The sequence below is a fragment of the Flagellimonas pelagia genome, from assembly GCF_003584135.1.
GTDB classification, from domain to species: domain Bacteria; phylum Bacteroidota; class Bacteroidia; order Flavobacteriales; family Flavobacteriaceae; genus Flagellimonas; species Flagellimonas pelagia.
On record NZ_QXFI01000026.1, the window covers coordinates 65031 to 91989 of the forward strand.

The window sequence follows — 26959 nt, forward strand, 5'->3', positions numbered from 1 at the left end:
GCACCATGCGTTGGACCCTAAAACCCAAACCTACCCAGGAAGAGATTGACAACCTTTCCCAAGAACTCAAAGTTGAAAAGCTTATAGCGCAACTTTTGCTACAAAGGGGCATTACCAATTATGAAGAGGCCAAGGCCTTTTTCCGGCCCGAGCTTTCTGATTTGCACGATCCTTTTTTGATGAAGGACATGGACAAAGCGGTTGTGCGCATTGAGCAGGCCATTGAAAATGAGGAGAACATTTTGGTCTATGGCGATTACGATGTGGATGGCACCACTTCCGTAGCGTTGATGTCTTCCTTTTTGATGGAATACTATCACAATGTGGCCACCTACATTCCCGATCGTTATTCCGAAGGTTATGGAATCTCCTTTCAGGGAATCGATTTTGCCGAGGATAACGACATTTCCCTGATCATTGCCTTGGACTGTGGCGTAAAGGCGGTGGAAAAAGTACAATATGCCAAGGAAAAAGGTATCGATGTCATCATTTGTGACCACCATAGACCAGGTGACATTTTGCCCGATGCCGTTGCCATTTTGGACCCCAAGCAGGAGGCATGCCCTTATCCCTACAAGGAGCTTTGTGGTTGTGGGGTGGGGTTTAAATTGATACAGGCCTTGGGAGCATCCAAGGGAATCACCATAGAACAACTGGTCCCGTGTTTGGATTTGGTGGCCACGGCCATTGCTGCGGATATTGTTCCCATAACGGGTGAAAACCGGGTTTTGGCCTACTTTGGATTGCAGGTCATCAATGCATCACCAAGAATTGGTTTTAAGGCTATCTTGGATCAAGTGAATAAAAAAGAATTGACCATTACCGATGTGGTGTTTATTCTGGCACCAAGGATCAATGCCGCTGGAAGGATGAAACACGGTCAACATGCAGTAGCACTTTTGAAAGAAACCGATTTGGCCACGGCCCAAAAATACGCCAAGGAAATTGAGTCCTTCAATGCGGAGCGCAAAAGTTTGGACAAGGAAATTACCGAAGAAGCCCTATTGCAGATTCAGAATAACCAGGAAGAAGAGCGCTTTACTTCGGTGGTCTATAACGAAAACTGGCATAAAGGAGTCATCGGTATCGTGGCTTCCCGACTCACCGAAACCTATTACCGACCTACTTTGGTCTTTACCAAAAGTGGTGATAAATTGGCAGCCTCAGCGCGATCCGTAAAAGGATTTGATATTTACAACGCCCTAGAAGAGTGCTCCGATTGTTTGGAGCAGTTCGGGGGACATATGTATGCTGCCGGGCTTACCTTGGTGGAAGAACGGTACGAAACATTTAAGCAACAATTCGAAAAGGTAGTCGCAGAGACTATCGACCCGAAATTGTTGCAACCCGAGATCAGTATCGATGCCAAGATTGAGATGGACCAAATTTCTCCCAAACTGATGCGCATCCTAAAGCAGTTCGCACCATTCGGTCCTGGGAACATGACCCCGATTTTTATGGCCGAGGGACTCAAGGACACCGGCTATGCCCGGGGTGTTGGGGAAGACGAAAAACATTTAAAATGTGCCCTCTATCAGAATGGGTCAACACCGATTGGTGCCATTGGGTTCAATCTTGGAAATAAAATGGGTCTAGTGAAGAGTGTAAAACCTTTCGATGCCGTATTTTCGCTTGATGAAAATGAATGGAACGGAACGGTGAGCCTTCAACTGAAACTAAGAGACATTCGCTAGACATTTATGGATCCATACGCCGCGCTCCGATATAGGGAGTTCAACATTTTTTTATTGGTTCGTTTTGCCATGGTATTTGCCTGGTCCATGCAGTTTATCGTAATCGAGTGGCAAGTATATTCCTTGACCAAAGATCCCCTTTCCTTGGGTATCATCGGACTGATGGAGGTGATTCCTGCTGTGGGCATGGCCTTGTTTGCTGGTCACATCGTGGATCAACGGGAAAAGCGCAACCTTTTGGTGACTTGTATCGCAGGATTTTCCGTGATAAGTCTGGGATTGTTTGTGTTGAGTTGGCCAGGATTACAGGAATCTTGGGCGCCGAAAAAAATCCTGTATTCCATTTATGCCTTGGTATTTTTGGGCGGGTTGGTCCGTTCGTTTTTAGGTCCCACGATTTTCTCATTGATTGCTTTGATCGTTCCCAAAAAAATATATCCCAACGCCGCTACGTGGAGTAGCTCCACTTGGCAATTGGCCTCGGTATTGGGTCCTGCATTGGCCGGTTTCTCCATCAGTTGGATTGGGGTGCATTGGAGTATGTGTGTCATTTTCGGTTTCTCTTTGATGGCCCTCCTTTTCTTATTTCAGATTCCCAAAAAACCCATTTTGAACCCTAAGATCGGGGAACCTGTTTTCCAAAGCTTGAAGGATGGTCTCAAATTCGTGTTTGGCAGCAAGGCCATTTTCGGGGCACTGACCTTGGATATGATTGCAGTACTTTTTGGTGGAGCCGTGGCGCTATTGCCTGTTTATGCCCAAGATATTTTACACGTAGGTTCTGAAGGGTTTGGCATTTTAAGGGCCGCTCCGGCCATTGGAGCATCTCTCACCATGTTGGGTTCCACGCGTTTTCCACTACATAAAAATGCTGGGAAAAAATTGTTGCTCGCTGTATTTGCCTTTGGCATCTGCATTATCGTTTTCGGGGTTTCCGAATTGTTCTGGCTTTCCGTTGTAGCCTTGTTCCTCAGTGGAGCGGTGGATGGGGTTTCCATGATTATCCGTCAGACCATCTTGCAATTGAAAACACCAGATAATATGAGAGGAAGGGTCGCTTCGGTAAACTCCATGTTCGTGGGTTCTTCCAATGAGTTGGGGGCTTTTGAAAGTGGTTTAGCCGCAAAATTATTGGGTACCGTTACCGCAGTGGTGTTTGGAGGATGCATGACCATTTTAACAGTGGGTACCACCGCCATAATTTCGCCTACATTTAGAAGGTTGGATCTTCAAAAGGATATTGACGAGCACGAAAAGGATTAAGCATCCAATTTCTGCAAGGTCAATTTTTCTCCATCAAAAACGGCATAGGTAAAATAGGAAATCCAATCGCCTAAGTTGGTGTAAGTGGATTTTTCATTGAGTTGGATCTCCAACGGAAGATGCCTGTGTCCGAAGATGAAATGATCGTAATGTTGCTGTTCCAGTTTTCGTTTGGCATACAGGATGAGCCATTCTTTGTCCTCGCCCAAAAAAGTGGCATCGGCCTCCCCGGAAATGATCTTGTTGTTCACGGATAGATGTTGCCCCAAACGAACACCCCAATCAGGATGCAACCACCTGAAAAACCATTTGGCCACTGGATTGGTGAATACCTTTTTCATCCGTTTGAACCCTTTGTCATGTGGGCCTAGTCCATCTCCATGTCCAATGAAGAAGGAAGTATTGTTGATCAAAAATTGTTGGGGTTTGTGGTATACAGGAATGTTGAACTCCTCTTCAAAATAGCCGTTCATCCATAGATCGTGGTTGCCCACAAAGTAGGTAATCTGGATGCCCATATCCGAAAGCTCCGCCAATTTGCCCAAAGTGCGGGTAAATCCTTTGGGGACAACGGTCCTGTATTCGAACCAAAAGTCGAACAGGTCGCCCATCAAGAAAATGGCATATGCATCATGCTTGATGGAATCCAGCCATGCCACGAACTTTTTTTCCCGTGGCAGACTATCCTTTCGGGTGGGAGCCCCAAGGTGGTTATCACTTGCAAAATAGACCTTTTTGCCTTCCGGCAAGGTAATATCCTTCATCTATCTTTTGAACTTTCTGTCGTTGCGTATTTTATTGACTACATAGACCACAACTAGGACTACGACCAATAGGGGGAAGATACTTCTCATTTTTCTATATTTATTTTTTAAACTTTTCCAATGCTTTTTTAGTGTTTGGTGACAGCGCCAATTTTCCTGAAGCCTCAGCGCGCTCCAAAAGGAGCTTGTCCCAATGTTCGGTTCCTTCCCAGAGCACTTTTTTCATTTGTGATAGGGCCTCAGGATTGTAGGTGGCCAATTTTTGAAGATGGACGTCCAATTCCTTGTCCATTTCCGAAATAGAGTCATAAACTTTGGCATATAGTCCTTTTTCCTTGGCCCAATACGCATTTTTCCACTCCGTGGGATACAAAGTGAGTTCGGCCAACGCAGCCTTGCCCATTTTTCGTTCCACGGCAGGGGCAATTACGAAAGGACCGATGCCAATGGAAATCTCCGATAATTTGATGGCGGCTTCCACAGTGGCATGTACATAATCGCAGGCCGCTGCCAAACCGACCCCGCCGCCAACGGTCTTGCCCTGTACCCGCCCGATGATAGGCTTAGGACAGTTACGCATAGCATTGATGACATTGGCAAATCCACTAAAAAATTGTTTGCCTTCCTCAAGATTGGAAATGGCTACGAGTTCATCAAAGGATGCCCCAGCACAAAAGGCACGATCACCTTCGGATTTTAGGACAATAATAGACACTTCCCTGTTAACCGCAAGCTTGCCAAACTCTTTGGTCAATCGGTCCAACAATTCAGAAACAAAGGAATTACTGGCAGGATGGCCAAACTCTACGATGGCGATTCCGTTTTCTATTTTGGTGTATAAACTTCCGTTGACTCTATCTGTTGACATGTTTCAATGAACAATTTACCATGAGCATTAAACAATTATCAGTTCTCTTAAATCTGATGTCTGACCTTTGACGCTGCTAAATTACGGGTTTTGAACCAAGGGCCTGAATTTTCTATCAAATTTCCAGAGCAAGGCAAATCCACGGATTAACATCCAAATGACAAAGGCCACCCAAATAGCATAAAAACCCCATCCCAAAAATTTGCCTAGGTAGAGGGAAGGCACAAATCCCAAAAAGGTTGCAGTGAGCAACACATTCCGTAAATATTTCATTTCTCCCAATCCCTTGAACAAGCCATCAAAAACAAAAGCCAGAGTGTTCATGGGCAATCCGAAAATCACAATATAGAATATGCCGTAAAAGGTATCCAGTACCAAGGTATCATTTGAAAAAAGATGTCCGATTGGGTGATAGAAGAGGAATCCGCCCATCATCAAAATGAAACTGACCACCATGCCATACAACACAATTTTTTTGGCCAATTTCCAAAGACCGTCATAATCGCCAGCCCCCAAAAGTTTTCCGCCCATACTGTTGCCAGCGGCCGCAAATCCATCAATAAAAAACGCCGCGAACAACCATAGGTTGATGGCAATGGTATGTGCCCCGATGAAACGATCACCCAGGGCAGTGGCTTCGCGAACAGCCAGGATTAAAGCTACGTTAAGGGCAATGGCGCGGACAAAAAGATTGAGGCTCATAAAAACGACCCGTTTCAGTTCTTTATTGAGCGGGAAGACCAACTTCATGCTGATTTCGGTTTTTTTCATCAGTAGAACGAAGGCCAAAAGGGCCATTATAGCCTGGGAGATCAAGCTGGCCCACGCAGCACCTTCCAGATACATGGCAGGAACCCATCCTTCCACACCGTAGACCAAAAGAAAATCGAGGCCAATGTTCAACACCGCTCCGATAATGGCGATGACCATGGGATAAAAGGTATTTTGCAAACCTCGAAAAATGCCAAAAATGGCAAATGTGAAAAGCGTCAACGGAAATCCCCAAACCCGAATGGAATAATAAGAAACACAATAGTGCAAAATTTTTCCGGTAGCATTGAACAGTGTAAAAATATCCTCGATGACAAAAACGGTTGATACTAATACGACCACGCTCAACAAAATGTTGAAGAAAATGGCCTGGGCGGGAAGATGTTTTACTTCTTCCAACCTTCCTGCCCCCAAATATTGGGAAATTATGGACGAAATGGAACTACGCGTCTGTCCCAAGACCCAAATCAACATCGATAAAAAGGAACCAACAATGCCCGCTGCCGCTAGCGACTCCAAACTATCCGTGGGAATATTGCCCACAATGGCCGTATCCGTAATGGAAAGAATCGGCTCCGCAATGCCCGAAATGGTGGCCGGAATTGCCAATTGGTTGATGGTCCTAAAATTTACCTGTGTGTTCAAACCGTTGGTAAGTTACAGCACCAATTCGTAACAATGAAAGGGATGTTCGCTTTGTTTGGGAAAGAAAATATCTCCTAATTTTTGATAGCCCCTTTGCTCATAGAATCGTTGGTTTCGATGGTTCTGTGAAAAGGTGTCCAAGCGTACGGAGACAAAATGATTCTTTTTGGAATAATCTTCAGCAAAATCCATCAGTTGTTGTGCCAAGCCTTTGCCTTGATGCTCGGGATGTACCGAAAGACGATGGATGTAGGTGCTGTTGCCATTTGGCATGAGCCATTGGATGGGTCGGTATTCCTCGTCCATAAAAGTGGAAACCACAATGGTGCCCAACACGGAACCATTTTCCTCGATGACATACAGTTCTTCCCGTTCCACATCTTTAAGAAAAGCCGCTTTGGAAGGATAATGCTCGTTCCATTGATAAATGCCGTTTTGCTCCATTTTTAGGGCACATAATCGGGTAATGGATAAGATATCGGGGATTTCAGATATCTTTGCGCGTCGTATCATTGATTCGTTTCAATTTAATTGTAAATTTAAGGTTTAATCATAATCGCCAAACCATGAACAACATTCTTGTACCGATCGGGACATCCCCGGATTCTTCAAAAACATTGCAATATGCCGTTGATTTTGCTACAAATTTCGGCGCCAAAATTTATGTGATGGATGTGTTTTCGGTTACGACAGCAGTTGGGAGCTTGGCGAATGTGGAAGAAAAGGTGGCCAAGAGCGGTAAAGAGCATTTGAAAGAGGTGATCGATCAAGTGGACACAAAACATGTGGAGATCAAAATTGCGACTTATAACGGTGATATTGTGGATGGGTTGAACGATATCGACAAGGAATTGGGAATCGATCTGATCATCATTGCCCCACGAAGCAATGATATCCAAGAAGAATTGTATTTGGGCAACACTTCAGGACGGATTATCAAACAGACTGACATCCCAACCTTGATCGTGCCCAAGGGGACTACTTTTAAGCCGATCAAAAAGATAATGACCGCCTTTGGATCCGGTATTTTGAAAAGGAGCAGCATTCTGACTCCGTTGGCGACCATCAAGAACAAGTTTAAATCGGAGGTAAGTCTATTGTTGGTGAAAAGACCGGGGTATTCCGAGGATGACCTAAAGGTCAACACCGCCCTTTTGGATTTGAGCAAGAAACTGACCATTACCGAAAATGCCACCACTTATTTGGGAGTGACCGAGTTTTACCATGAAGAGCATCCGGATATGCTGTGTGTTTTTAGAAGAAAACGTGGGTTCTTCAAGAAGCTTTGGGAGAAGAACACCATTCTGAAGTCGGAATTTTATGTACCGGTGCCCGTATTGGTGTTGAGCGTTAAAAAAGATTAAGGAAGGGCCGTAAATTTTGATACTTTCAGAAAAAGTATTTCCTTTGCGCTCTCTTTGGGGGATTAGCTCAGTTGGCTAGAGCGCTTGCATGGCATGCAAGAGGCCACCGGTTCGAATCCGGTATTCTCCACAAAAAACAGAAGCACCTCAAGAAACGGGGTGCTTTTTTCATTTAGGCATATTTGGGAGCCTTATGGCTGGAGCCTTCCGAGGGTTTTGGAAAGGCCACAGGTGCTATTTCCAATACTGGAGCCTCAAAATGAAAATATTTTTTATGGAGTTTGTTATTTACATTTTATACAGTGAATCGGTTGATCGTTATTATGTGGGGCATTGTCAAGATTTGAACGACCGGATGGCCAGACACAAAGGTGGCAGGTCTAAATACACAAAAATGGTAACTGATTGGGAAGTAAAGGATACTGAGAGTTTTTCAACAAGGGGTAAAGCTATGATAAGGGAGAGAGAAATTAAGGAAAAGAAGAGTAGAAAATATATTGAGTTACTTATTGCTGAAGGGCATACTGGCTAGAGCGTTCCGAAGGCTTTCGGAAAGGCCACCGGTTCTCCCGATGGCTATCGGGACGGTATTCTCCACAAAATTGAAAGCACCTGAACAAGGTGTTTTTTATGCTACAACTTTTCCTTCCCAGCCTTTATTAAAAAGTAAATCGCAAAAACAGTCGTAACAATGGGAATCATGAATCCATATTCATCTATCCAAAATGCCGTGTTGTCATTTGATGTGGTCAAAGGGGAGCATATTTTCTGTATGTAAATATTGTGAACGGAATGGTAAATGGCAGCTGGCCACAAGCTTTTGGATTTAAAAGTAAAATAGGCCAAAATCACCGATATGCCAATAATCATTATAGTGAAAGCACCCATATGTATTAGAAGGTCGCCCCCTTTTCCGTAAATAAGATAGATTATGGGGTAGTGCCAAACAGCCCAAACAATACCACTGAAAATGGCAAGCGCCTTAAAAGACATGATTTTTCGCAATTCGAATATGAGAAAACCTCGCCAACCGATTTCTTCACCCAAGGTGGAACCCAAGTTTTTAATTACTCCAACTGTTAACAATAAAAAAACCATTGCAACTATGACAAGCATTTGATTGGATTCCCCAATACCCAATTCGTTACTCCATTCGGTAATGGTTTCAGTATTCGCCAAATTTCCAAGACCAAAGACCCATAGTAAAGCGTAAGCTATGGAGACATAAAGTATTGGAGTGAAGAACGAGAGTTTTAAGTATTTCAGATCCTTCAAATTCCAAGGTAAACTTGAAACGGGCCTTTTCTTGATTTTTAAAGTTAGAAAAGCGGCCAAAGCAGGGGAAATCATCAATAAACCTACATAAATGCTTGTAGGATTTAATTTTAAAATTGCGTAGTATGCAATTGAACTAAAAGAGATGAGTAGAATGAAAAAGACACCTAAAGTATTCCATGTTTCTTTCTTTTGTGCTGCTGGTTTTGACATGTTGTTTTTTGATTGATTGTAATAATTCGACGAGTAGGGTAGGGTTTTGTTACGATTGAATTCTTTCTCGGATTCTTTTCTGACTAATGTTGCTATTCCACAAGTAAGAGTAATGATATCAAAAAAATCATCGGATTGACCCATCTTAGATTAAGATGAATCCCGCGTTTTGTTGCCACTAAACATTAATTAACCATCCTTTAGGATGGTTTTTTTGTTTTTGCCCTCCTCTTTTTTGAACTTTACTACAAAATACATTATCATGAGTTTACTTGGAAAAGTGGCCTACATTACCGGGGGCACAAAAGGAATAGGATATGGAATCGCGGAAAGCCTTTTGGAGAAAGGCATGAAAGTGGCCATTAGTGGGAGAAGTCCCAAAAGTGTAGAAGAAGCTTTAAAAAACTTCAACAATGATAATGTTTTGGGATTGGTCTCCGATGTATCCAAGTTGGAAGATGAAGTGAAGGCGGTAAAAGCCGTATTGGAGAAATGGGGCCGATTGGATGTGGTGATGGCCAATGCGGGCGTTGGGCATTTTGCCCCAATTGATGAAATGTCCGATAAGGACTGGCACCAAATGATCGACACCAACTTAAATGGGGTGTTCCATACACTAAAGGCTTCTGTGGAGGCGCTAAAAGAGTCCGAAGGATATTATATGACCTTGGCCAGTTTGGCGGGCACCAACTTTTTTGCCACTGCGGCAGGGTACAATGCTACCAAGTTTGGGGTAGTGGGCTTTACCCAAGCCGCCATGTTGGATCTGAGAAAGTATAATATCAAGGTTACCACCATCATGCCAGGTTCTGTGGCGACACATTTCAACGATCACGTTCCTTCTGAGCAAGATGCATGGAAAATTCAACCAGAAGATATCGGGCAATTGGTAGTGGACTTGTTGTTGATGCACCCACGGACCTTGCCTAGCAAAATTGAGGTGCGTCCTACTCGCCCCGATTTGAAATGATCAATCCTTTTTTTCGGTGAGGGGAATTTCGACAGAACAGATTTCGAGGATAAGACGATTCAGGTACCTTTCGAAAGTGGAAAGAGTCTGCTGATCAATAATTGGATTTTTGTCCTCGGTAAAGGAGAACAATCCTTGACTTAAACTTTTAAAGGAATAAATGCCTGCCTTCATCTGCTGAACGGGATGTTTTTTCGCATATAGGTAGGCATAACAGAGCAATTGGAAGGCCTTGCTTTTATCATAATTGGTGATGAGTTCTTCCCAATCCGTGATTTTCACGTTTTTGGGCTCTACCTTGCCGGTTTTGTAGTCGATGATGCGTAGGGTTCCATCCACTTCATCCACGCGGTCCAAAGTGCCCTTCAAGATGATGGGAAAATCCAAGGAAGGAATGTGAAGCTCTTCCACGTATTTCTGCTCCAAGGCCAACAACTTTATTTGGTGCTTTTTCACCTCTTCCAGTTCCAAGTCTATAAAGTTGGTGAGATATTTCACGATGACATTGTACACCAATAGGTACTTGCCTTTTTTAATGTCAACCCCTGCCAAGGTTCCTAGAAATTGCTGTTTAACAATGGCTGAAACTTTGGGCTTTAAGGCAGAAATATTGTCCTTGGTCAATAGCGTTCCGACCAAACGCGTGTACAATTGCTCCAAACTGTCGTGGACTATGGTGCCAAAGGTATTGGCTGCAATGTTCTCCTCCACTTCTTCCAAGTCATTGATTTTCAAAATATTTCTAGTGTAGAAATCAATGGGGGTTTTAATGTAATTGGTCAAAGAAGTAGGGGAAAACCCATTTAGGGCAAACGCCTTGATGTCTTCAAGCAATGCACCTTGTTTAAATAGTTCCACAGGTGGTCTGGGGTCTATTTTCACCTGCGGGGATGCAATGGTATGGGTGATATACGGCTTTAGATTTTCATCGGTCAACAATTGTGTGATAAGTCTGCTTTTTTCTCCTCCCTCAAGTACATCGGGTTCGGTATTGTAGATAATATAAACGTTTTTGGCCCGCTGTATGAGCCTGTAAAAGTGATAGGTATAGATAGCATCCTTTTCTTTGTACGTTGGGAGTCCATAATCCCGCTTTACATCAAACGGAATAAAGGAATTGTTGGACTTGCCAGACGGTAGGATTCCCTCATTTACCGAGGTAATGATAACGGTTTCAAAGTCTAGGTTTCGGCTTTCCAACATCCCCATGATCTGAAGGCCTGTCAAGGGTTCCCCAATAAAATCCAAGGTTTCCATGGATGCCAATTGTTTGAACAGGTTTTTGACCGATTTCAGTTCTGACACAAAATCCACACCATCCAAGTATTGGTCCAATTGATTGAACAGGGAATAGAACCGGTACAGGTATTCCAGCTCTAGGGAGTTTTGTTGGGCCTGATAGATATCCTTCAATTTCTGGATCAGTTGTAAACTATTGTGGATCCATTGTTTTGGGTTGATGCTTTCTTTTGGGAAAAGAATGGAGAGCGTTTCCTCTACACCTTCATATTTGGTGAGCGTTCTCTCCGTAACATACAACCAATTCCCTTCTTTGATATCCTTGGCCATCAATCTGGCAAAATCGATTTTTTGGGCGGAAGAGATGGTCAACAAATAAGGATTGGCCAACAACTCCAACACATTTTTATAGAACCACCCTCTATCCGAAACACCAATGTTGACTTCTAAAAAGGTTAAAAAGAAGGAGTATAGCACAGTTTTATTCAAAGGGAGACCCATAGTGATGTTCACATGGTCAATGTCTTTGGGAACGGCTTTCAACATGGGGTCCAACAAAGTTTCATCTGCAAGGACCACTGCAGTGTTTTGCAGGTCTACGCCTTTTTCAGAATCCATTCGTTGCAAGAGTTGACCTACGTATTTCGTTTGTGAGATGCTTTTCGGGACCCCGGTTATCTCCATATGCTTTTCAGTAAGAAAACTGTTTTGGGGCTCAATTTTGGATTGATGGATATAATAGGGCCATTCCCGTTGGTAATTTCTGATGAACAGCCCTGCATCGTGTACCGGGTCGTTCAGGAAATAGGAGTCGATGTCCCAATAGACATAAGTGTTGCCATGCTCTAGGTAATGCTGAATGATAGTTACTTCAGCATTGTTTAGGGCATTGAATCCCACAAAAATTACAGGATGTTCGGGATGGGCCACATGGCTTTTGTCCAATTTTTCCACGGCCACGCGCTGAACCAAACCCTGGTAGGCCCTTTTCTGTTCCAGCAAAGTTGATGTGAACTCCTGGTATATTCGCTCCAAACTACCCCAGAGTTGAAGGTAGTTTTCAATGATTTCGGTTTTTTCCTTTTTAAGGGACCAATGGTTGAGTTCCTTGATAGCAGAGAGATAGTTGAGGATGTCCTTTGCTGGGATCAAATACCCGTCAATATCATTAAAATCCAATAGCAAGGTCTGCCCCCATTTGATGAAAGAGGAAAAATCATCATGTTGTTTAATGCCTGAATTTTTGTAGACATCAAAAAGTAATAAGAGCAAATCTATATTGGTTGCTTGGGTTAAACCAGAAATATCCCCAATAAAATCTTGGATGGATAGAATCTTTGGACAAAAGATATTTTGTTTAAGCCTTTTGGAAATATGCTTTTTTAGAAAAGTTCCGGAACGTTTACTGGGTAACACAAAGGTGCATGAAGCAACGGGCAATTGCTTTTTTTCCAGATCGTCCAGAACATATTCTAGAAAGGTTTTGTGCATATATTAAAAATAAAAAAGGCCCCCGAATTATCGGGAGCCTTTTCAAAGAAAACTTTTGTTTTCCTTTATTATTTCACCAAGTTGATCTCAACTCGTCTGTTTTGTGCTCTACCAGCTCTTGTGTTGTTGGTAGCAATTGGCTTGGATTCACCGTAACCAATGGCAGTCAATCTGCTAGCAGAAATTCCTTTGTCGATCAAGAAATCCCTAACGGCGTTAGCTCTCTTTTCAGATAGCGCTTGGTTAGTAGCATCACTACCTTGGCTATCAGTGTGTCCTTCTACAGTGAACTTGGCGTTAGGATACTCGTTCAAGATTTGGATGATGTCTACCATTACAGAAGTAGATTCTGCTTTGATGGAAGATTTACCAGTATCGAACAAAATAGTTCTAGCGTAATCGTTCAATTGTTTTTGAACTTCCTCAGTTACTTCTGGACAACCGTTGTTAGCAACAGTACCGGCTACGTCTGGACATTGATCGTCTTTGTCAAGAACACCGTCACCGTCAGAATCAGGCCATGGGCATCCTTTGTTGGCAGCAGGACCTGCTTCGTTTGGACAAGCATCGTCTTTATCGGCAACACCGTCACCGTCAGCATCAGGACATCCAGCTAGAGAAGCAAGACCTGGAGTGCTTGGACAAGCATCGTCTTTATCGGCAACACCATCACCGTCAGAATCAGGACAACCGTTCAATTCTTTTGGACCAGCAGCGTTAGGGCAGCTATCTTTAGAATCTTCGATACCGTCACCGTCAGAATCAGGACAACCGTTGAAAGCAGCCAAACCGGCAACTTCTGGACAAGCATCATCTTTGTCGTAGATACCATCACCATCAGTATCGGTACCACCGAACTTGATGCTGATACCAGCCATATGTTGGAAGTGACTCATCAAATAATCTTCAAAAGCATGCTTGTATTGTGTTTGAAGAGTCAGGCCAACATTTTCGGAAAACCAAAAGTTAACACCGACACCTCCATTTACGGTTCCAGCACCGATCTCGTCAATCCAAGTGTAACCACCACCTACTTCAACAAAAGGATCTACAGTAGTGTTTTTTAGGATGTTGTATTTAATGGTACCATCAATAGCATAGTGTGAAAGATCGTCAACAGACATATCTCCAACTTTTTCGATTCTGTTCAAAGAACCTCTTGCACCTACAGAGAAACCATCACCGATATACTTGGAAACGGCAACATAAGAGACAGAAGGCAAGATGTTCCAGTGGTCTGACACATTAAAGTACTCATCAAACAACGTACTGCTTGAGTATGGATTGTTGCTATCGTTAGTAGGATAAGCGTCTATCGCATTAACTCCAATGCTTACTTGCCATGGGTTATTCTCGTCTTGCGCTTGTATGCTGTTAACCCCTACAAAAACAAGGGCAACAACCAATAATTTGCTAAGATGTTTCATGCTCAAAATTTTAAGTTTAAGTGTTTATCAGCAGCAAATGTAAGTTGTTAAGACTTATTAACAAAATCTAAATTTCTTTTTTTTTGACTCATTTGCCAGTGGTTTTGCTGCATTTCAACGATTTTAGACGATTTTTAACGATTTTCCTACCTTGATGAATGCATTTATAGCATGGTCCAAATGTTCCTTTTCATGAGCTGCGGACAACTGTACCCGTATCCTTGCTTTGTCCTTTGGCACCACGGGATAGAAAAATCCGATCACATAAATACCTTCATCCAATAGCATATCGGCCATTTTTTGGGAAAGTTTGGCATCATATAACATGACAGGAACAATGGCGGAATCCCCATCGATGATATCAAAACCGGCTTCTTTCATTCCTTTTTTGAAGTATTCCGTATTGCTCTGCAGTTTGTCCCGAAGGGTAGTGTCCTTGTCCAACATTTCAAAAACCTTGATGGATGCACCCACAATGGCCGGTGCCAGTGAATTGGAGAACAAATAGGGGCGCGAGCGTTGGCGCAGTATTTCTATGATCTCCTTTTTCCCGGTGGTGTAACCTCCCATGGCTCCACCCAAGGCCTTACCCAATGTTCCGGTAATGATATCGATGCGACCCATAACACCTTTTTCCTCTAAAGTACCGCGTCCGGTTTCACCAATAAAACCTGCAGCGTGGCACTCGTCGATCATGACCATGGCATCGTACTTATCAGCTAGGTCGCAGATTTTATCCAATGGCGCTACCAATCCATCCATGGAGAAGACCCCGTCCGTAACAATGATTTTGAAACGGGCACCGTCTTTTTCACTTTGTTTGAGTTGCGCCTCCAAATCGGCCATGTCACTATTGGCATAGCGATACCGTTTGGCCTTGCAGAGCCTAACCCCGTCAATGATCGAGGCATGGTTCAAGGAATCCGAGATGATGGCATCCTCTTCGGTCAATAAGGGTTCGAAGACCCCTCCATTGGCATCGAAGGCGGCAGCATATAATATGGTATCCTCAGTGCCATAGAAATCAGCGATTTTTTGTTCCAGTTCTTTATGGATGTCCTGGGTGCCACATATGAACCGGACCGACGACATGCCAAAGCCATGGGTGTCCATAATATCTTTGGCTGCTTGGATCACTTCGGGATGGGAGGAAAGTCCTAAATAATTATTGGCGCAAAAATTGATAACTTCCTGCCCCGTGGAGATTTTGATGACCGCCCCTTGGGGAGAAGTGATGATGCGTTCTTTTTTAAAAAGGCCGGCTTCTTTTATGGCTTCCAGCTCATTGGCCAAATGTTCTTTAATTTTTCCGTACATGGTTGTATGAATTAAACGAAAACAGGTTCTATTTTTTGGTCAATATAAACAATAATGGCATGTTTGATTTCATAATCCATTTCTTTTAGCACATCGGCGTACTGCATGATCTGTTCTTTGTGTGAGGGTGATGGCTTTCCAGTCTTGTAATCCAAGATGATGGCTTCTTTTCCCGAGATAACGATCCTGTCCGGGCGCAGAGAAATACCGGATGTCGTAAGGATTTCCTGCTCGTTCAGTATCTGTAGGCCTTCCTTGAAAAAGTCCTTCAATTGCGGATGGGTGACCACCTCTAAAAGTTTATCCTCCATATCTTTTGCAGCATCCTTGGAGAAATACCCATTTAACTGCAGATTTTCAATTACTTGGGGAACCTCTTCCGCATACTTGATCTGGCTCAGTGCAAAATGGATAACATTTCCCATTTCAATGGCTTCGATGCGTTCATCGTCCCACAATCTTCCCGATTTGGTTGAAATCGTGAAGCCAGTGTCCCCTTTGGGTCGGGTGATATAGGTGATATGGTTTTCATCCGCTTCGGTTTGAGGCTGATTTTCCATGTTTTTGGGAAACGACCCAAAACGGCAGGTAAGTTGGGTTTCTTGATAGAGCCCCTTACTTTTAAGGTATTCCTGAAAAAGATCGGAATAGGAAAGGGATTCTTGAACGGAACCCACATCTTTCCCCGTTTCGGTGAAAATGAAAAGGCCTTTTATGGGCCTTGTAAGGGCCACATAAAGCACGTTCATGGCATCCAGCACGGATTTTTGGGCTTCGTCCATATAGATATCGGATGTAACCTCATTGAAAGCTTCCATATCCTTGTTCATATTGATAAGGAATTCCTTCAAACCCAAATCAGATTCCGTTGGCGTCGCTGGCACCCAAGCCTTCTTTTTCTTTCTTTTGTCATCCAAAAGAGCATTGGCAAAAGGAAAGATGACAAAAGGAAACTCGAGTCCCTTGGCCTTATGTACGGTCATGATCCGAACGGCATTCACATCTTCCGGGGCCGCTATGGAAAGTGATGATTTTTTTACTTCCCAATATTTAAGAAATGCATATATACTTGGGCCTTCCCGTTTTTCCACATCCAACACCTCATCCATCAAAAAGGTGATATGTGCAATGGAACTCTCGCCAAGGTTGAACTGGGCAATGGCTTTTTCCAGCAAGGTAAACACGGATTGTCCCCTTAATTTTGAGATAAGGAACCCATATTCTTGCCCAAGAAAGCGTTCCATTTGGTCCATGTTTGTTGAAATGAACCCATGAATGTCCTTTTCGCCTTGGGACAGATACATCAATATTTGATAAGCGGCTTCACGGTCGTTGGCATTTTCACATATCCTGAGGAGGGCGATCAAAAATCCTACCTTGTCATTGTGGGCCAACAACAGGGCATCCGAAGAAATAATGGGAATTTCGTTCCTTGCCAAAAAATCAGCCAAGAGCATGCCATTTTTATTGTCGCGTACCAAGATACAGATATCTGAATGGGAATACCCTTCAGAGAGTATTTGATGGATGGTTTCCAATACAGCGTTGCAATACACCTCATCTTTTTCTTCAGTATCCTTGTCCAAAAAGGTCAACTGCACATAACCGCCAGGATTGTTATTGGTCTTTTGATGGGAATCCTTTAAAAACAGGTTTTGGTAGTCCTCATTTTTCAGTACTGGGGCTACGGTGGTAAAAAAGGTATTGTTGAAGCCCACAATTTCATCATGACTACGCCAGTTTGTACCTAATGAATGGATGCTGGGCTCTACTACAAAGGGATGTGATTTCCCGTTCATAAGATCCAAAAACTGCTCGGCCTTGCCACCCCGCCAACGGTAAATGGCCTGTTTCACATCACCCACCAAAAACAGGGAGCCATGCTCATGTCTCTCATTTTCACTTTCCAAGGCATTGCCGATCAGGGGAATCAAATTGTCCCATTGCATTTTTGAGGTATCCTGAAACTCATCGATAAAGTAATGGCGGTATTTTTCGCCCATTCGTTCATAAATAAACGGAACAGGCTGGTCCTTGATTTCATTGGAGAGGATGGCGTTCAGGGATGAAATGGGGATAATGTCCTTGTCGAGTTCAATGTTCTTGATTTCTTTGGCGATTTCGTTCAGTACCGTCATGGGCACGATATTGCCATAGATGTTTTTCAGGTAGCTATGCCGATAAATGGCTTCCTTGATTGTCAAATAGGCCTGCAGCAAAGTGCTGGCCAGCGATGATGCATCCCGTTTATCATTGGCTTTCAAAATGTTGCCCTCAATCAAACTAGGTTCCAGCGTTTTGCTAGTGTACAATACTCTGGGGCTCAATTCACCCTCGACCATTTTCTTAAAATGGTTTGGGAGGGTTTGCCTTGGAAAGTCGACAAAATCGAAACCTTGTTTTTCCATCTCTAGAAGGGCGGCTTCGGCCTTGTCTTCTATGATCGACCCTATTTTTCCCATCTGGATGGAAATGTTCTTTTGGATATCCTGAAAATCGCCGATGGATTTCGATTTTAAAGGCTCTACGTGTTCGGCATGGTTTTCCTGAAAAAGTAGTTTTCCCATTTCGATGAGATCCCGGGTAATGTCCCAACTTTTGTCATCATCAATTTTTTCAAGGGAAAAAGCGATCAGCACTTCCGTCAATTCTTCATCACTTCCTGCGCGTTCCAAAAGTCTGCCTACCGCTTCTTCCAAAAGGAGGTCAAGGTTCAGTTCCACCTCAAAATTTTGGGAAAGATGCAAGTCTCGCGCAAACGTCTTGATGATTTTATGGTTGAACTTATCTATGGTCGATATTTCAAAAAACGAATAGTTGTGAAGTATCCTTTTAAGGATAAGTTTGGATCGGGTTCTTAATTGTTCCGCGCTCAAGGCCAGTTCTTGGCAAAGTCCCTTAAAAAGCGATTCCTGTTTTTTGGGCACTTTTTCCAATCCAAACCCCTGAAGATTGTCCAGGATCCTTGTTTTCATTTCATTCACGGCCTTGTTGGTGAAAGTAATGGCCAAAATCTGTCTGAACTTCAAGGGATAATCGTGGGCCAACAACAGTTTAAGATACTCTTTGGTCAGGGCATAGGTCTTGCCCGAACCCGCAGAAGCACTGTATATTTTAAAGTTGGAACCTTCCAAAGCCATTTTTCCCGCAAAATAAGGATTAGCGACCTCAAGTTAACATGGTTTTAGCGGAATATGTTTGTTAAAACCCGTATTTTTACCATAATTAGTAATAACACAAAAAACAGAATTATTATGGCTTTTGAATTACCTAAATTACCGTATGCATACGATGCATTGGAACCGAATATAGATGCTAGGACCATGGAAATCCACCACACCAAGCACCACAACGGCTACACCACCAATTTGAACAATGCCATTAAGGGCACCGATTTGGATGGAAAGTCCATCGAGGATATTCTTACGAATTTGGATATGACCAATATGGCCGTTAGGAACAATGGAGGAGGATTTTACAACCACTCGCTTTTCTGGGAAATCATGTCCCCCAACGGGGGAGGTGCACCTACGGGAGAATTGGCCAGCGCCATTGATGCGGCCTTTGGTTCCTTTGATGCATTCAAAGAAAAATTTTCAGCCGCGGCCGCTACCCGATTTGGTTCGGGATGGGCTTGGTTGTGTGTTCAAAAGGGAGGTAAACTGGACATCTGCTCCACTCCCAACCAGGATAACCCCATTATGCCCGGTGTAGGCTGTGGCGGACAACCCATTTTGGGCTTGGATGTTTGGGAACATGCCTACTATTTGAACTATCAGAACAGAAGACCTGACTATATTTCCTCTTTTTACAATGTAATCAATTGGGATAAAGTGGCCGAGAATTATAAGGCTGCCAAATAAGGGATACTTCTTAAAAATGAAGAGCCGTGTACCTAGTGCACGGCTTTTTTTATTGCCCAAAGTTTATAAAATAGAAAAGGGCGAGGAAGCCCCCGCCCTTTTCGTCCCAAATCTTACCATAAACTTAACCTACTTATGCTATGGCGAGACTAAAATACTGGTATTGTGTAAAATAACAAAGGTTTTGGGATAAATTTTTGAATTTCCGGGGAAAAATAAAACGTGCAGTTCGTCGATAAAATGGATAAATCGTTGGTAGTCAAACATAAAGAAGGCGGAGTGTTCTCCGCCTTCTTTCCCCAAATCTTACCATGAACTTAACCTACTTATGCTATGGTCTTCCAAATGTACGGCAAGAGGCATTTTGCCCAACAAGCTTTTAGATGAAACTCCCTTTATTTGGTTGAAGTGTTCATATGTGTTGAATAATTGATAAAAATCAAGAAAGTTGCACGTTTTTTATGGATTATATCCGACAAACCCTAACGGCTATGGCTAATGAAAAATTAAATCTTACATGCTATGAAACCATATACTCGATTTCACCACAGAGCTGCCACTTACCATCGACTTTTTTTGCTAAAATCAAAAATCCGTTACCCCCAATAATTCTGAATATGACTGCTTTGGTTTTATCCTTGTTTAAATAGGGTTTAGACAAATGAACCCTAAGCGGTCTTGGCGGATTTATTAATGCTACTAAATCGGGACGGTCCGAGGCATAGATTAAATTTGGGTTTTTAATTTTATTCTTAAAACATTCGCCATTTAATATTTAGATCTTCTAAGGTGTTTTTCTTTTTAATAATGAATGGTGTAATACCGGCAAATGATATTCCAGTCCCCTTTTTCCTTTTGTAAAAAATGAAGTATTTGACCTTCTCTACTAATATCGACAAGTATGACTGCATTAATGATTCTTTTATCATAAATTGGATTAGAGAAACTAAAAATTTGTTTGCCCATAAGTTCATAGGCCTCTTTCATAGATATGTTTTTACCCAGCTTTTCACGACTAATATAACTTACTTCATTATAAGTGATTTTTGATTTATCCCACGTTTTTAATCTAAAGGTGGTTTTGTTTAATTTCACTTTGCCTTCAATATAGCTCATTGCACATGGGTCAGAATTGTAGCCCTCATCATTCAATACTTTTTGGCCGTTCATGTGACTGTTGAAGTCTTCCATTGCCAGTCCTACTGTTTCTTCTATTATAACATAAGGTTTGTTGGGATTTTTATAATCATTAAGAATTGTGTTAATGATCCCATATGTTTCTTTTACCAAAGTTTCTTCTTTGGGCAATGCCTTGCAAGCAATAAATAAGGATAGACTAATCACAAGGAGTACCAAATGGATTTGCCGAGTTTTCATAAGGTAAAGATTCTGAATTTATTAATTGTATTATATTTTGTCTTTCCAGAGTTCCTTCTGGATACAGTAGCTCAAAAGTACCTGTGTCAGTTAAACCATTCCAAGCAAGTTTGCCTAAATATTCTCTAAGTCCATCATAATTATTGGAATCGTTGGTGTCATATTCGGTAAAATTATTTGGCACATAATTATTATTGATAGACCAACTATATAGCGAATCTGCAATATCCCCAACAAAATTTTGCATATACTCATGGTGGTCGCCTCCAAAAGAAGCTTGGTGAATTGTAAAATCTTCAACCAGTTGAGCATAAGATTCATTATTGGATTGAAACGAACCTGCTTGATAAAAATAAAACAGTAAAGCATGAACACTCTCATGTATGGCTGTACTTGCAATATCAATATCTGTTGAAACATCAAGCCGTTGGGTATTCATCGTAATAAAATAATGTAGTGGATTTCCGTTTTGGGCATGTGTATTTCCTCCTTCTAGAATATTGTTGAGATTATAAGCTTGGATAGTGATCGTTGGCTTGACATTACTATTAAAAATATCCCTTACCAAGTCTGTAACAGGGGAGTTAGCCGCAAGGGCTTCCTGTATGATATTCTTTTGACACGGATAGCCTTCGAGAAGATAAATGATCTCTTCCTCAAAATCCACTTCTCCGTTATCCATCCAGGCGCTTATGCTCTCCTTCCCAAATGCTCTTGCCTTTGCGGAGTTGGACTGATCTTGCAGGTACTGCTTTAGGTCCTCGACCTCACCGGAGTCCCTGTGCTGGAAATACCATACGAACTGTTGGGGCGTTAGCGAGAGGTCGTATCCCAGGGAAAGATGGTTCTTGGCCTTGAACATGGCCAGGTTGGAGACCCCGTTGTCGATGAGGTATCCGTCCACGATGTTCTTGATGTTGGAGTCGGAATTGTAATATCCCCTTTCTGCTTGGGACAGCTTTCCACTGGCAAATTCCTTGAGCTGAGATTCGTAGAGGGCGACATTTGTGGGCGCGGTGATGATATAGGGGTCCTCGAACCCGGCCCCGCCACCGTTGCCGCCCTCCCCATTTCCCAGATCAGGTTCCCCGGGAATGCCGCTACCGGAGCCCCCGATCAAACAGACCATGGATTCCTTGTAGAAGAGCCGGTCGTCGCCCGTGAGCTGTGCCTCCAAAATGCACATCTCCCCTGCGGGGTGATCGGTTCCCCCAAAGTGGCACCATAGTTCCACCACGTCATAGCAGGTGTCGTTCTTTTCAACAAGGCCAACATCCAGTCTTTCCAGATCCAAAGAGAACAGTTCCCTTCTCCCCTCAAAGGAAAAGGAGCCGTGTTCGGCAAGGGCACGGATACCATCCTTTAGGTGGTACCTGACCAGAAAAGCCTGCAGGTTGCCCGATGGATTCCGCTGTAGCACCAGGTTCTCGAAGAAACTGCCATCGTTGCGGCCCCTTTTTATCGGAAAAGTATAGGATGTCACATCATCGTGCGTAATGACCTTTACCATGGAAGTGTCCACGGTAAAACCATAAAGATCGGAACCCATATTTTTGGTAGTCGTTGTCCCGCCCATTGATGACAAGCGGGAGATTGCCGTGCGAACGGGTTCGTCGTTCAGGTCCTGCAGTGCCATCTGTTCCAACGAGATGCCCAATGGGGTGGAGCCCCGCTCTTTTGGGTCGTCCTCTTGGGACGGTGCCTCCCCGGGGCTACATGCGTTCAACAGAAGAAGGAACACCAGTGGCCATATGAGGCACAAGCATAGTCTTTTCATGCCTTGTCAGGTTAAGTTATCAAACAGTAAGGTAGTTGTGGGGTACAACATACTAGCCTGGCCCGAGATTGATCGGAGCACAGGGACATTAAAAAATGGTGTATGGGGTATATTGCTACGGAAAGCGAGGACAATATAGCTTTTTTTGAATAAAAATCGAACAAACCTAAAAATAGACCTTAAGTAAATCGTACGGAAAGTTTGGATATAAATAGGAAGAAGTTGCTCTGACGGTATCAAAATAAGGCAATTTGTCGGGACAAAACCATCAGTTATGTTGATAGTTTGAACAACCATAAAATAAAAAAGGTGGAATAGCTTCCACCTTTTTTGCCCCAAATCTTACCATGAACTTAACCTACTTATGCTATGGCAATACTAAAGTAGGTTTGTGGGTTTGCCAGCGTATAAAAACCCGCCAATCTGCTAGTTTCATCGATGAAATGCACGTAAAGGCATCCCTGATATATGATTTGTTAATATGCCCTTTCGTTCTTCCCTTCAAAGAAGTTGATGAACGCCCTGTTCACTACACGGTTACCTCCTGGTGTGGGATAATCTCCTGTAAAATACCAGTCCCCAAGGTTCTTGGGACAGGCCTCATGTAGGCTTTCCACGGTTTGGTAAATAATGTCCACTTCCGCGTTGATGCCTTCCGGGCTCAGGATCTCTGCGATTTTCTTGGAGATCTGGTCAGGGGTAAAGGGGGCATAAAATTCCTTTACGTAATTGACCACGTCTTTGTCCTTGGATGTGGTTTGCGCCAGACACTTTTTATAGATTTCTTCAATCTTGTGCGTGGTGCCGTGTTCTTCATGTAGGGCCTGTGCCGCTTTAAAGGCCACAAAGTCTTCCAGTTTGGCCATATCAATGCCGTAACAATCGGGATAACGGATTTGTGGGGCAGAGGACACCACGATGATTTTCTTTGGTGATAACCTGTCGAGGATTTTCAGAATACTTCGTTTCAGTGTGGTACCGCGAACAATACTATCATCAATAATGACCAGGTTATCGTTTTCCTTCACAGAGCCATAGGAAATGTCATACACGTGGGCTACCAAATCGTCCCGGCTACTATCCTGTGTAATGAAGGTTCTTAGTTTGGCATCTTTGATCGCCACTTTCTCGATCCGTGGTCGTACCGAAAGTATTTTATGCAGGTTTTCCCGGGAGATATCGGAACCAAGCGCCAAGATCTGTTCCTCTTTTTTCAGGTTGAGGTAGTTCTGGGCTTCCTTCACCATCCCAAAAAATGAGGTTTCGGCGGTGTTGGGGATATAGGAAAACACGGTGTTCTTTAAATCGTGGTTAATGGATTCCAAAATTTGGGGGAATACCAATTTGCCCAATTTTTTTCGTTCCTGATAAATCTCTTTATCGCTACCTCTGGAAAAATAGATACGCTCAAACGAACACGCTTTACGCTCGGTGGGTTCCAAGATTTCTTTCAAGGAAACGCTTCCATTTTTCTTCACAATGACCGCATGTCCTGGGTCCAATTCCTTTACCTCTTCAAACTTTACATTGAAAACGGTTTGGATCACGGGTCGTTCCGAAGCCACCACGACTACTTCATCATCCTTGTAATAATAAGCAGGTCTGATTCCAGCAGGATCACGCATCACAAAGGCGTCCCCATGGCCCAGCAAACCGCCCATGGTATAGCCACCGTCCCAGTTCTTGGAAGCTTTTTTCAAGATCTTGGCCACGTTCAACCGTTCCGCGATCAAAGGGGAAGCTTCCCTTTTATTGAATCCTTCTTTTTTGATCTGTTTGTAGAGCTTGGCCACGGCATCGTCCAAAAAGTGACCTATTTTTTCCATAACGGTAACCGTATCGGCCATTTCCTTGGGGTGCTGCCCCAATTCCACCAAATTACCAAAAAGCTCGTCCACATTGGTCATGTTGAAGTTTCCGGCAACGATCAGGTTACGATGCATCCAGTTGTTTTGGCGAAGAAAAGGGTGTACGCTTTCAATGCTGTTCTTTCCAAACGTGCCATAGCGCACATGTCCCATCAACAATTCACCTATATAGGGAATGTTCTTTTTTTGCCAGGCCACATCCTCATCATGTCCCGGATTTTCGGCAAGGGTAGTATTGATGCGCTGATTGATCTGGGCAAAAATATCCTGAATGGGTTGCTGTTGGGCGGATCGCACCCTGCTCATGTAACGCTCTCCGGGCTTCATGTCCAACTTTATGCTGGCAAAACCGGCACCGTCCTGACCGCGGTTGTGCTGCTTCTCCATCATTAGGTACATTTTGTTCACCCCATAAAAGGCCGTACCGTATTTTTCCTGGTAATATTCCAGAGGTTTAAGCAAACGGATCAATGATATTCCGCATTCGTGCTTAATGGCATCACTCATAATAAACCAAATAAAAATGCCCCGAATTTTCAGGGCAGGTATTTATGTTAATTCTATATTGAACTGTGTCAAATCCCTAAACTGCACCAACCGACTGTCCACTTCATGTTTTTGCAGGTTAATCATCCGTTCGGTACCAAACCGTTCCACACAAAAAGAGGCTAGGTTTGATCCATGGATGATGGCATTCTTCATGCTCTCGAACGAAATGTTCCCTGATTCGGTCAAATATCCCGCAAATCCCCCCGCGAAGGTATCGCCAGCTCCGGTGGGATCAAAAACCTCTTCCAAAGGAAGTGCCGGGGCAAAGAAAATGTTCTCTTTATGGAACAACAGGGCGCCGTGCTCTCCTTTTTTAATGACCACATACTTAGGGCCCATTTCTTGAATTTTCGCTGCAGCTTTTACCAAGGAATATTCACTCGTCATCTGTCTTGCCTCTTCATCATTAATGGTGATCACATCAATTTTTTTGATCACTGCCATCAATTCGTCCCAAGTACTGTTCATCCAAAAGTTCATGGTATCCAGTATGATCAACTTTGGTCGTTCTTCCATCTGATTAATTACACTCATTTGGATATTCGGGTGAAGGTTGCCCAACATGACCACATCCGCAGAAGTAAAATCAGCGGGAACGATCGGGTTGAAATCGGCCAAGGTGTTGAGCTCGGTAACCAAGGTGTCTCGGGAATTCAGGTCGTTATGATATTTTCCTTCCCAGAAAAACGTTTTTCCGCCTTTCACCACTTCCACTCCGGTCAGGTCGATGTTCTTGTTTTTTAGGATATCCATGTAGGACTGGGGAAAGTCGTCGCCCACAACGGAGACGATGGCGGCATCCAGTTTAAATTGTGAGGCGGCAAGACCAATAAAGGTTCCGGCACCACCCAATATTCTGCCAGTCTTTCCAAATGGGGTCTCAATGGCATCAAAGGCCATAGATCCCACGATCAGCAATTTGCCCATTCCCTGAATTTTGGTGCAAATATAAGGTATAGAAGTTCCATATGGTACTATGGGTGGAGCATTTGCAAAAAATTGACAAAATAGGGTGATTGGCCGACTATTTTCTGCCGAAGTCGGCAGGAATTTCTCCCCATGCCTTGGTCTCCCATTTTACGATGGGGGTAGTGTAGCGGTTTTTCTTCAACCAGTCCTCGGCACGTTCGATGAGTTCAAAAAGTTTGGCATTTTTTGGGGTCTTCTCCAACTTGGTGCCACATTTGCCCTTACGTACCCAACCGATGGCGATCCTGGAATCGGAATATAGGATGCGGTCACTTTTTTTCTGCTTTAAAAAAGCAAGTCCGTGTACCAAAGCCAAGAATTCGCCCACGTTACTGGTGCCTTGCTCAAAAGGCCCTTGGTGGAAGAGAACTTTTTTGGTTTTGGTATCCACACCGCGGTATTCCATCTTGCCGGGATTGCCACTGGAGGCCGCATCCACGGCTATGGAATTATAATTGGGGTCCCCAATTTTTAGGAGTTCTTGCTGCGAAAGTTCCGATTTGCCCTTTGTGGTTCCTTTATAATCGGCATAGTTGCCATTATAGGCTTTTTTGGCTTCGGCAAAAGTGGAAAAAGACTTGTATTCGGCACCCTTGTATCCTTCAATTTGGGCCTTGCAATCCGCCCAGGATTCGAAAATTCCGGGGTGTTTACCCTTCCAGACCACATAAAACTTTGCTTTTTTCGCCATCAGCTCAAAAGTTTTTTAATGACCTTGGGAAAATGTTCATATTCCAATTGGTGTACCTTTTCGGCTATGCTATCGGCATCATCAGAAGGATTGACTTGGGTTTTGGCTTGAAAGATGATGGCGCCCTCGTCGTAATGTTCATTTACATAATGAATGGTGATGCCCGTTTCGGTTTCGCTGTTTTCCTTTACTGCTTGATGGACCTTTTCACCATACATCCCCTTGCCACCATATTTGGGAAGCAACGCAGGGTGTATGTTGATGATCTTGTTCGGAAAGGCAGCAATCATATTTTCTGGGATTTTCCAAAGAAAACCGGCCAATATCACCAAATCAGTGGAAAGCCCCTTTAATAATTGCACCACGGCATCAGACTTTGTGAAGGAAGTCCGGTTGAAATAAAAAGCGGGAACCCCAAGTCTATCACATCGTTCCAAAACCTTTGCCTCCCTTTTATTGGTAAGTACCGCTGCGACCTCAATTTCAGGGTTTTCCCGAAAATATGTAATGATGTTTTCTGCGTTGGAGCCACTGCCAGAGGCCAAGATGACAATTTGCTTCATC

General features: G+C 43.4%; 21 protein-coding genes and 1 tRNA gene. 7 read left to right on the top strand and 15 right to left on the bottom strand.

All coding sequences use genetic code 11. The features are described from left to right. Nucleotides 1-5: 5 nt before the first annotated feature. Both recJ and D2V05_RS10335 read left to right on the top strand, forming a co-directional pair. A complete protein-coding gene (recJ, locus tag D2V05_RS10330) occupies nt 6-1694 on the top strand; it encodes a single-stranded-DNA-specific exonuclease RecJ (RefSeq protein ID WP_119647511.1) in 1689 nt (562 codons plus the stop codon). Between the two features lie 6 nt (nt 1695-1700). Beyond that, nucleotides 1701-2957, top strand: coding sequence for an MFS transporter (locus tag D2V05_RS10335; RefSeq protein ID WP_119640962.1), 1257 nt, complete (start codon nt 1701-1703; stop codon nt 2955-2957). Here the strand turns inward: D2V05_RS10335 and D2V05_RS10340 are convergent. From D2V05_RS10340 to D2V05_RS10355, 4 genes are all read right to left on the bottom strand, one after another. Continuing rightward, a complete protein-coding gene (locus D2V05_RS10340; RefSeq protein ID WP_119647512.1) occupies nt 2954-3721 on the bottom strand; it encodes a UDP-2,3-diacylglucosamine diphosphatase in 768 nt (255 codons plus the stop codon). The genes D2V05_RS10335 and D2V05_RS10340 overlap by 4 nt on opposite strands. Before the next feature lie 100 nt (nt 3722-3821). Further along, nucleotides 3822-4589: an enoyl-CoA hydratase/isomerase family protein gene (locus D2V05_RS10345; protein WP_119647513.1), complete on the bottom strand. Its 768-nt coding sequence runs from the start codon at nt 4587-4589 to the stop codon at nt 3822-3824. 81 nt (nt 4590-4670) lie between these two features. Beyond that, on the bottom strand, nt 4671-6005 hold the full coding sequence (locus D2V05_RS10350; protein ID WP_119647514.1) for an MATE family efflux transporter: 1335 nt from the start codon (nt 6003-6005) through the stop codon (nt 4671-4673). A 12-nt stretch (nt 6006-6017) separates the two neighbouring features. After that, on the bottom strand, nt 6018-6518 hold the full coding sequence (locus tag D2V05_RS10355) for a GNAT family N-acetyltransferase (RefSeq protein WP_119647515.1): 501 nt from the start codon (nt 6516-6518) through the stop codon (nt 6018-6020). 53 nt (nt 6519-6571) lie between these two features. Here D2V05_RS10355 and D2V05_RS10360 point away from each other — a divergent pair, with 53 nt between their 5' ends. From D2V05_RS10360 to D2V05_RS10370, 3 genes are all read left to right on the top strand, one after another. Then, on the top strand, nt 6572-7369 hold the full coding sequence (locus tag D2V05_RS10360) for a universal stress protein (protein WP_119647516.1): 798 nt from the start codon (nt 6572-6574) through the stop codon (nt 7367-7369). A gap of 56 nt (nt 7370-7425) precedes the next feature. Beyond that, nucleotides 7426-7499 (top strand) — tRNA-Ala (locus D2V05_RS10365). 129 nt (nt 7500-7628) lie between these two features. Continuing rightward, nucleotides 7629-7901: a GIY-YIG nuclease family protein gene (locus D2V05_RS10370; protein ID WP_235855432.1), complete on the top strand. Its 273-nt coding sequence runs from the start codon at nt 7629-7631 to the stop codon at nt 7899-7901. A 101-nt stretch (nt 7902-8002) separates the two neighbouring features. On the opposite strand, the gene D2V05_RS10375 is transcribed toward D2V05_RS10370, so the two are convergent. Beyond that, the gene (locus tag D2V05_RS10375; RefSeq protein ID WP_119647975.1) at nt 8003-8857 is read right to left on the bottom strand and encodes a CPBP family intramembrane glutamic endopeptidase; all 855 of its coding nucleotides are present in this window, start codon (nt 8855-8857) and stop codon (nt 8003-8005) included. A 262-nt stretch (nt 8858-9119) separates the two neighbouring features. Between D2V05_RS10375 and D2V05_RS10380 the strand changes: the two genes are divergently transcribed. Then, nucleotides 9120-9827, top strand: a complete 708-nt coding sequence (locus D2V05_RS10380) for an SDR family oxidoreductase (protein WP_119647976.1) — start codon at nt 9120-9122, stop codon at nt 9825-9827. On the opposite strand, the gene D2V05_RS10385 is transcribed toward D2V05_RS10380, so the two are convergent. The 4 genes from D2V05_RS10385 to D2V05_RS10400 form a co-directional block, all read right to left on the bottom strand. Then, on the bottom strand, nt 9828-12557 hold the full coding sequence (locus tag D2V05_RS10385; protein ID WP_119647517.1) for a PD-(D/E)XK nuclease family protein: 2730 nt from the start codon (nt 12555-12557) through the stop codon (nt 9828-9830). It lies immediately after the preceding gene. A 68-nt stretch (nt 12558-12625) separates the two neighbouring features. Then, nucleotides 12626-13984, bottom strand: a complete 1359-nt coding sequence (locus tag D2V05_RS10390) for an OmpA family protein (RefSeq protein ID WP_119647518.1) — start codon at nt 13982-13984, stop codon at nt 12626-12628. Nucleotides 13985-14107: 123 nt separating this feature from the next. Further along, nucleotides 14108-15301 (bottom strand): glycine C-acetyltransferase, encoded by a 1194-nt coding sequence (kbl, locus tag D2V05_RS10395; protein ID WP_119647519.1) that lies wholly within the window; start codon nt 15299-15301, stop codon nt 14108-14110. 11 nt (nt 15302-15312) lie between these two features. Next, nucleotides 15313-18441 carry a UvrD-helicase domain-containing protein gene (locus D2V05_RS10400; RefSeq protein WP_119647520.1) on the bottom strand — a complete coding sequence of 1043 codons (3129 nt, stop codon included), beginning with the start codon at nt 18439-18441 and terminating at the stop codon, nt 15313-15315. 114 nt (nt 18442-18555) lie between these two features. Here D2V05_RS10400 and D2V05_RS10405 point away from each other — a divergent pair, with 114 nt between their 5' ends. Beyond that, on the top strand, nt 18556-19164 hold the full coding sequence (locus D2V05_RS10405) for a superoxide dismutase (protein ID WP_119647977.1): 609 nt from the start codon (nt 18556-18558) through the stop codon (nt 19162-19164). An 801-nt stretch (nt 19165-19965) separates the two neighbouring features. Here D2V05_RS10405 and D2V05_RS10410 read toward each other — a convergent pair. The 6 genes from D2V05_RS10410 to purN form a co-directional block, all read right to left on the bottom strand. Beyond that, nucleotides 19966-20541, bottom strand: a complete 576-nt coding sequence (locus tag D2V05_RS10410) for a hypothetical protein (protein WP_119647521.1) — start codon at nt 20539-20541, stop codon at nt 19966-19968. After that, the gene (locus tag D2V05_RS10415) at nt 20501-22318 is read right to left on the bottom strand and encodes a hypothetical protein (protein ID WP_147378268.1); all 1818 of its coding nucleotides are present in this window, start codon (nt 22316-22318) and stop codon (nt 20501-20503) included. The genes D2V05_RS10410 and D2V05_RS10415 overlap by 41 nt, the downstream gene beginning before the upstream one ends. A 476-nt stretch (nt 22319-22794) precedes the next feature. Beyond that, a complete protein-coding gene (locus tag D2V05_RS10420; RefSeq protein WP_119647523.1) occupies nt 22795-24693 on the bottom strand; it encodes an amidophosphoribosyltransferase in 1899 nt (632 codons plus the stop codon). A 42-nt stretch (nt 24694-24735) separates the two neighbouring features. Next, on the bottom strand, nt 24736-25662 hold the full coding sequence (locus D2V05_RS10425) for a PfkB family carbohydrate kinase (protein ID WP_119647524.1): 927 nt from the start codon (nt 25660-25662) through the stop codon (nt 24736-24738). A gap of 97 nt (nt 25663-25759) precedes the next feature. Beyond that, nucleotides 25760-26395: a ribonuclease H1 domain-containing protein gene (locus tag D2V05_RS10430; protein WP_119647525.1), complete on the bottom strand. Its 636-nt coding sequence runs from the start codon at nt 26393-26395 to the stop codon at nt 25760-25762. Continuing rightward, nucleotides 26395-26958: a phosphoribosylglycinamide formyltransferase gene (purN, locus tag D2V05_RS10435; protein ID WP_119647526.1), complete on the bottom strand. Its 564-nt coding sequence runs from the start codon at nt 26956-26958 to the stop codon at nt 26395-26397. Before purN ends, D2V05_RS10430 begins: the two co-directional genes overlap by 1 nt. Nucleotide 26959 lies beyond the last annotated feature (1 nt).

Bases quoted from the DNA above. Each gene is read 5' to 3' on its own strand.
- recJ (WP_119647511.1), top strand. From the start codon at position 6: ATGCGTTGGACCCTAAAACCCAAACCTACCCAGGAAGAGATTGACAAC.
- D2V05_RS10335 (WP_119640962.1), top strand. From the start codon at position 1,701: ATGGATCCATACGCCGCGCTCCGATATAGGGAGTTCAACATTTTTTTA.
- D2V05_RS10340 (WP_119647512.1), bottom strand. From the start codon at position 3,721: ATGAAGGATATTACCTTGCCGGAAGGCAAAAAGGTCTATTTTGCAAGT.
- D2V05_RS10345 (WP_119647513.1), bottom strand. From the start codon at position 4,589: ATGTCAACAGATAGAGTCAACGGAAGTTTATACACCAAAATAGAAAAC.
- D2V05_RS10355 (WP_119647515.1), bottom strand. From the start codon at position 6,518: ATGATACGACGCGCAAAGATATCTGAAATCCCCGATATCTTATCCATT.
- D2V05_RS10360 (WP_119647516.1), top strand. From the start codon at position 6,572: ATGAACAACATTCTTGTACCGATCGGGACATCCCCGGATTCTTCAAAA.
- D2V05_RS10370 (WP_235855432.1), top strand. From the start codon at position 7,629: ATGAAAATATTTTTTATGGAGTTTGTTATTTACATTTTATACAGTGAA.
- D2V05_RS10375 (WP_119647975.1), bottom strand. From the start codon at position 8,857: ATGTCAAAACCAGCAGCACAAAAGAAAGAAACATGGAATACTTTAGGT.
- D2V05_RS10380 (WP_119647976.1), top strand. From the start codon at position 9,120: ATGAGTTTACTTGGAAAAGTGGCCTACATTACCGGGGGCACAAAAGGA.
- D2V05_RS10385 (WP_119647517.1), bottom strand. From the start codon at position 12,557: ATGCACAAAACCTTTCTAGAATATGTTCTGGACGATCTGGAAAAAAAG.
- D2V05_RS10390 (WP_119647518.1), bottom strand. From the start codon at position 13,984: ATGAAACATCTTAGCAAATTATTGGTTGTTGCCCTTGTTTTTGTAGGG.
- kbl (WP_119647519.1), bottom strand. From the start codon at position 15,301: ATGTACGGAAAAATTAAAGAACATTTGGCCAATGAGCTGGAAGCCATA.
- D2V05_RS10400 (WP_119647520.1), bottom strand. From the start codon at position 18,441: ATGGCTTTGGAAGGTTCCAACTTTAAAATATACAGTGCTTCTGCGGGT.
- D2V05_RS10405 (WP_119647977.1), top strand. From the start codon at position 18,556: ATGGCTTTTGAATTACCTAAATTACCGTATGCATACGATGCATTGGAA.
- D2V05_RS10410 (WP_119647521.1), bottom strand. From the start codon at position 20,541: ATGAAAACTCGGCAAATCCATTTGGTACTCCTTGTGATTAGTCTATCC.
- D2V05_RS10415 (WP_147378268.1), bottom strand. From the start codon at position 22,318: ATGAAAAGACTATGCTTGTGCCTCATATGGCCACTGGTGTTCCTTCTT.
- D2V05_RS10420 (WP_119647523.1), bottom strand. From the start codon at position 24,693: ATGAGTGATGCCATTAAGCACGAATGCGGAATATCATTGATCCGTTTG.
- D2V05_RS10425 (WP_119647524.1), bottom strand. From the start codon at position 25,662: ATGGGCAAATTGCTGATCGTGGGATCTATGGCCTTTGATGCCATTGAG.
- D2V05_RS10430 (WP_119647525.1), bottom strand. From the start codon at position 26,395: ATGGCGAAAAAAGCAAAGTTTTATGTGGTCTGGAAGGGTAAACACCCC.
- purN (WP_119647526.1), bottom strand. From the start codon at position 26,958: ATGAAGCAAATTGTCATCTTGGCCTCTGGCAGTGGCTCCAACGCAGAA.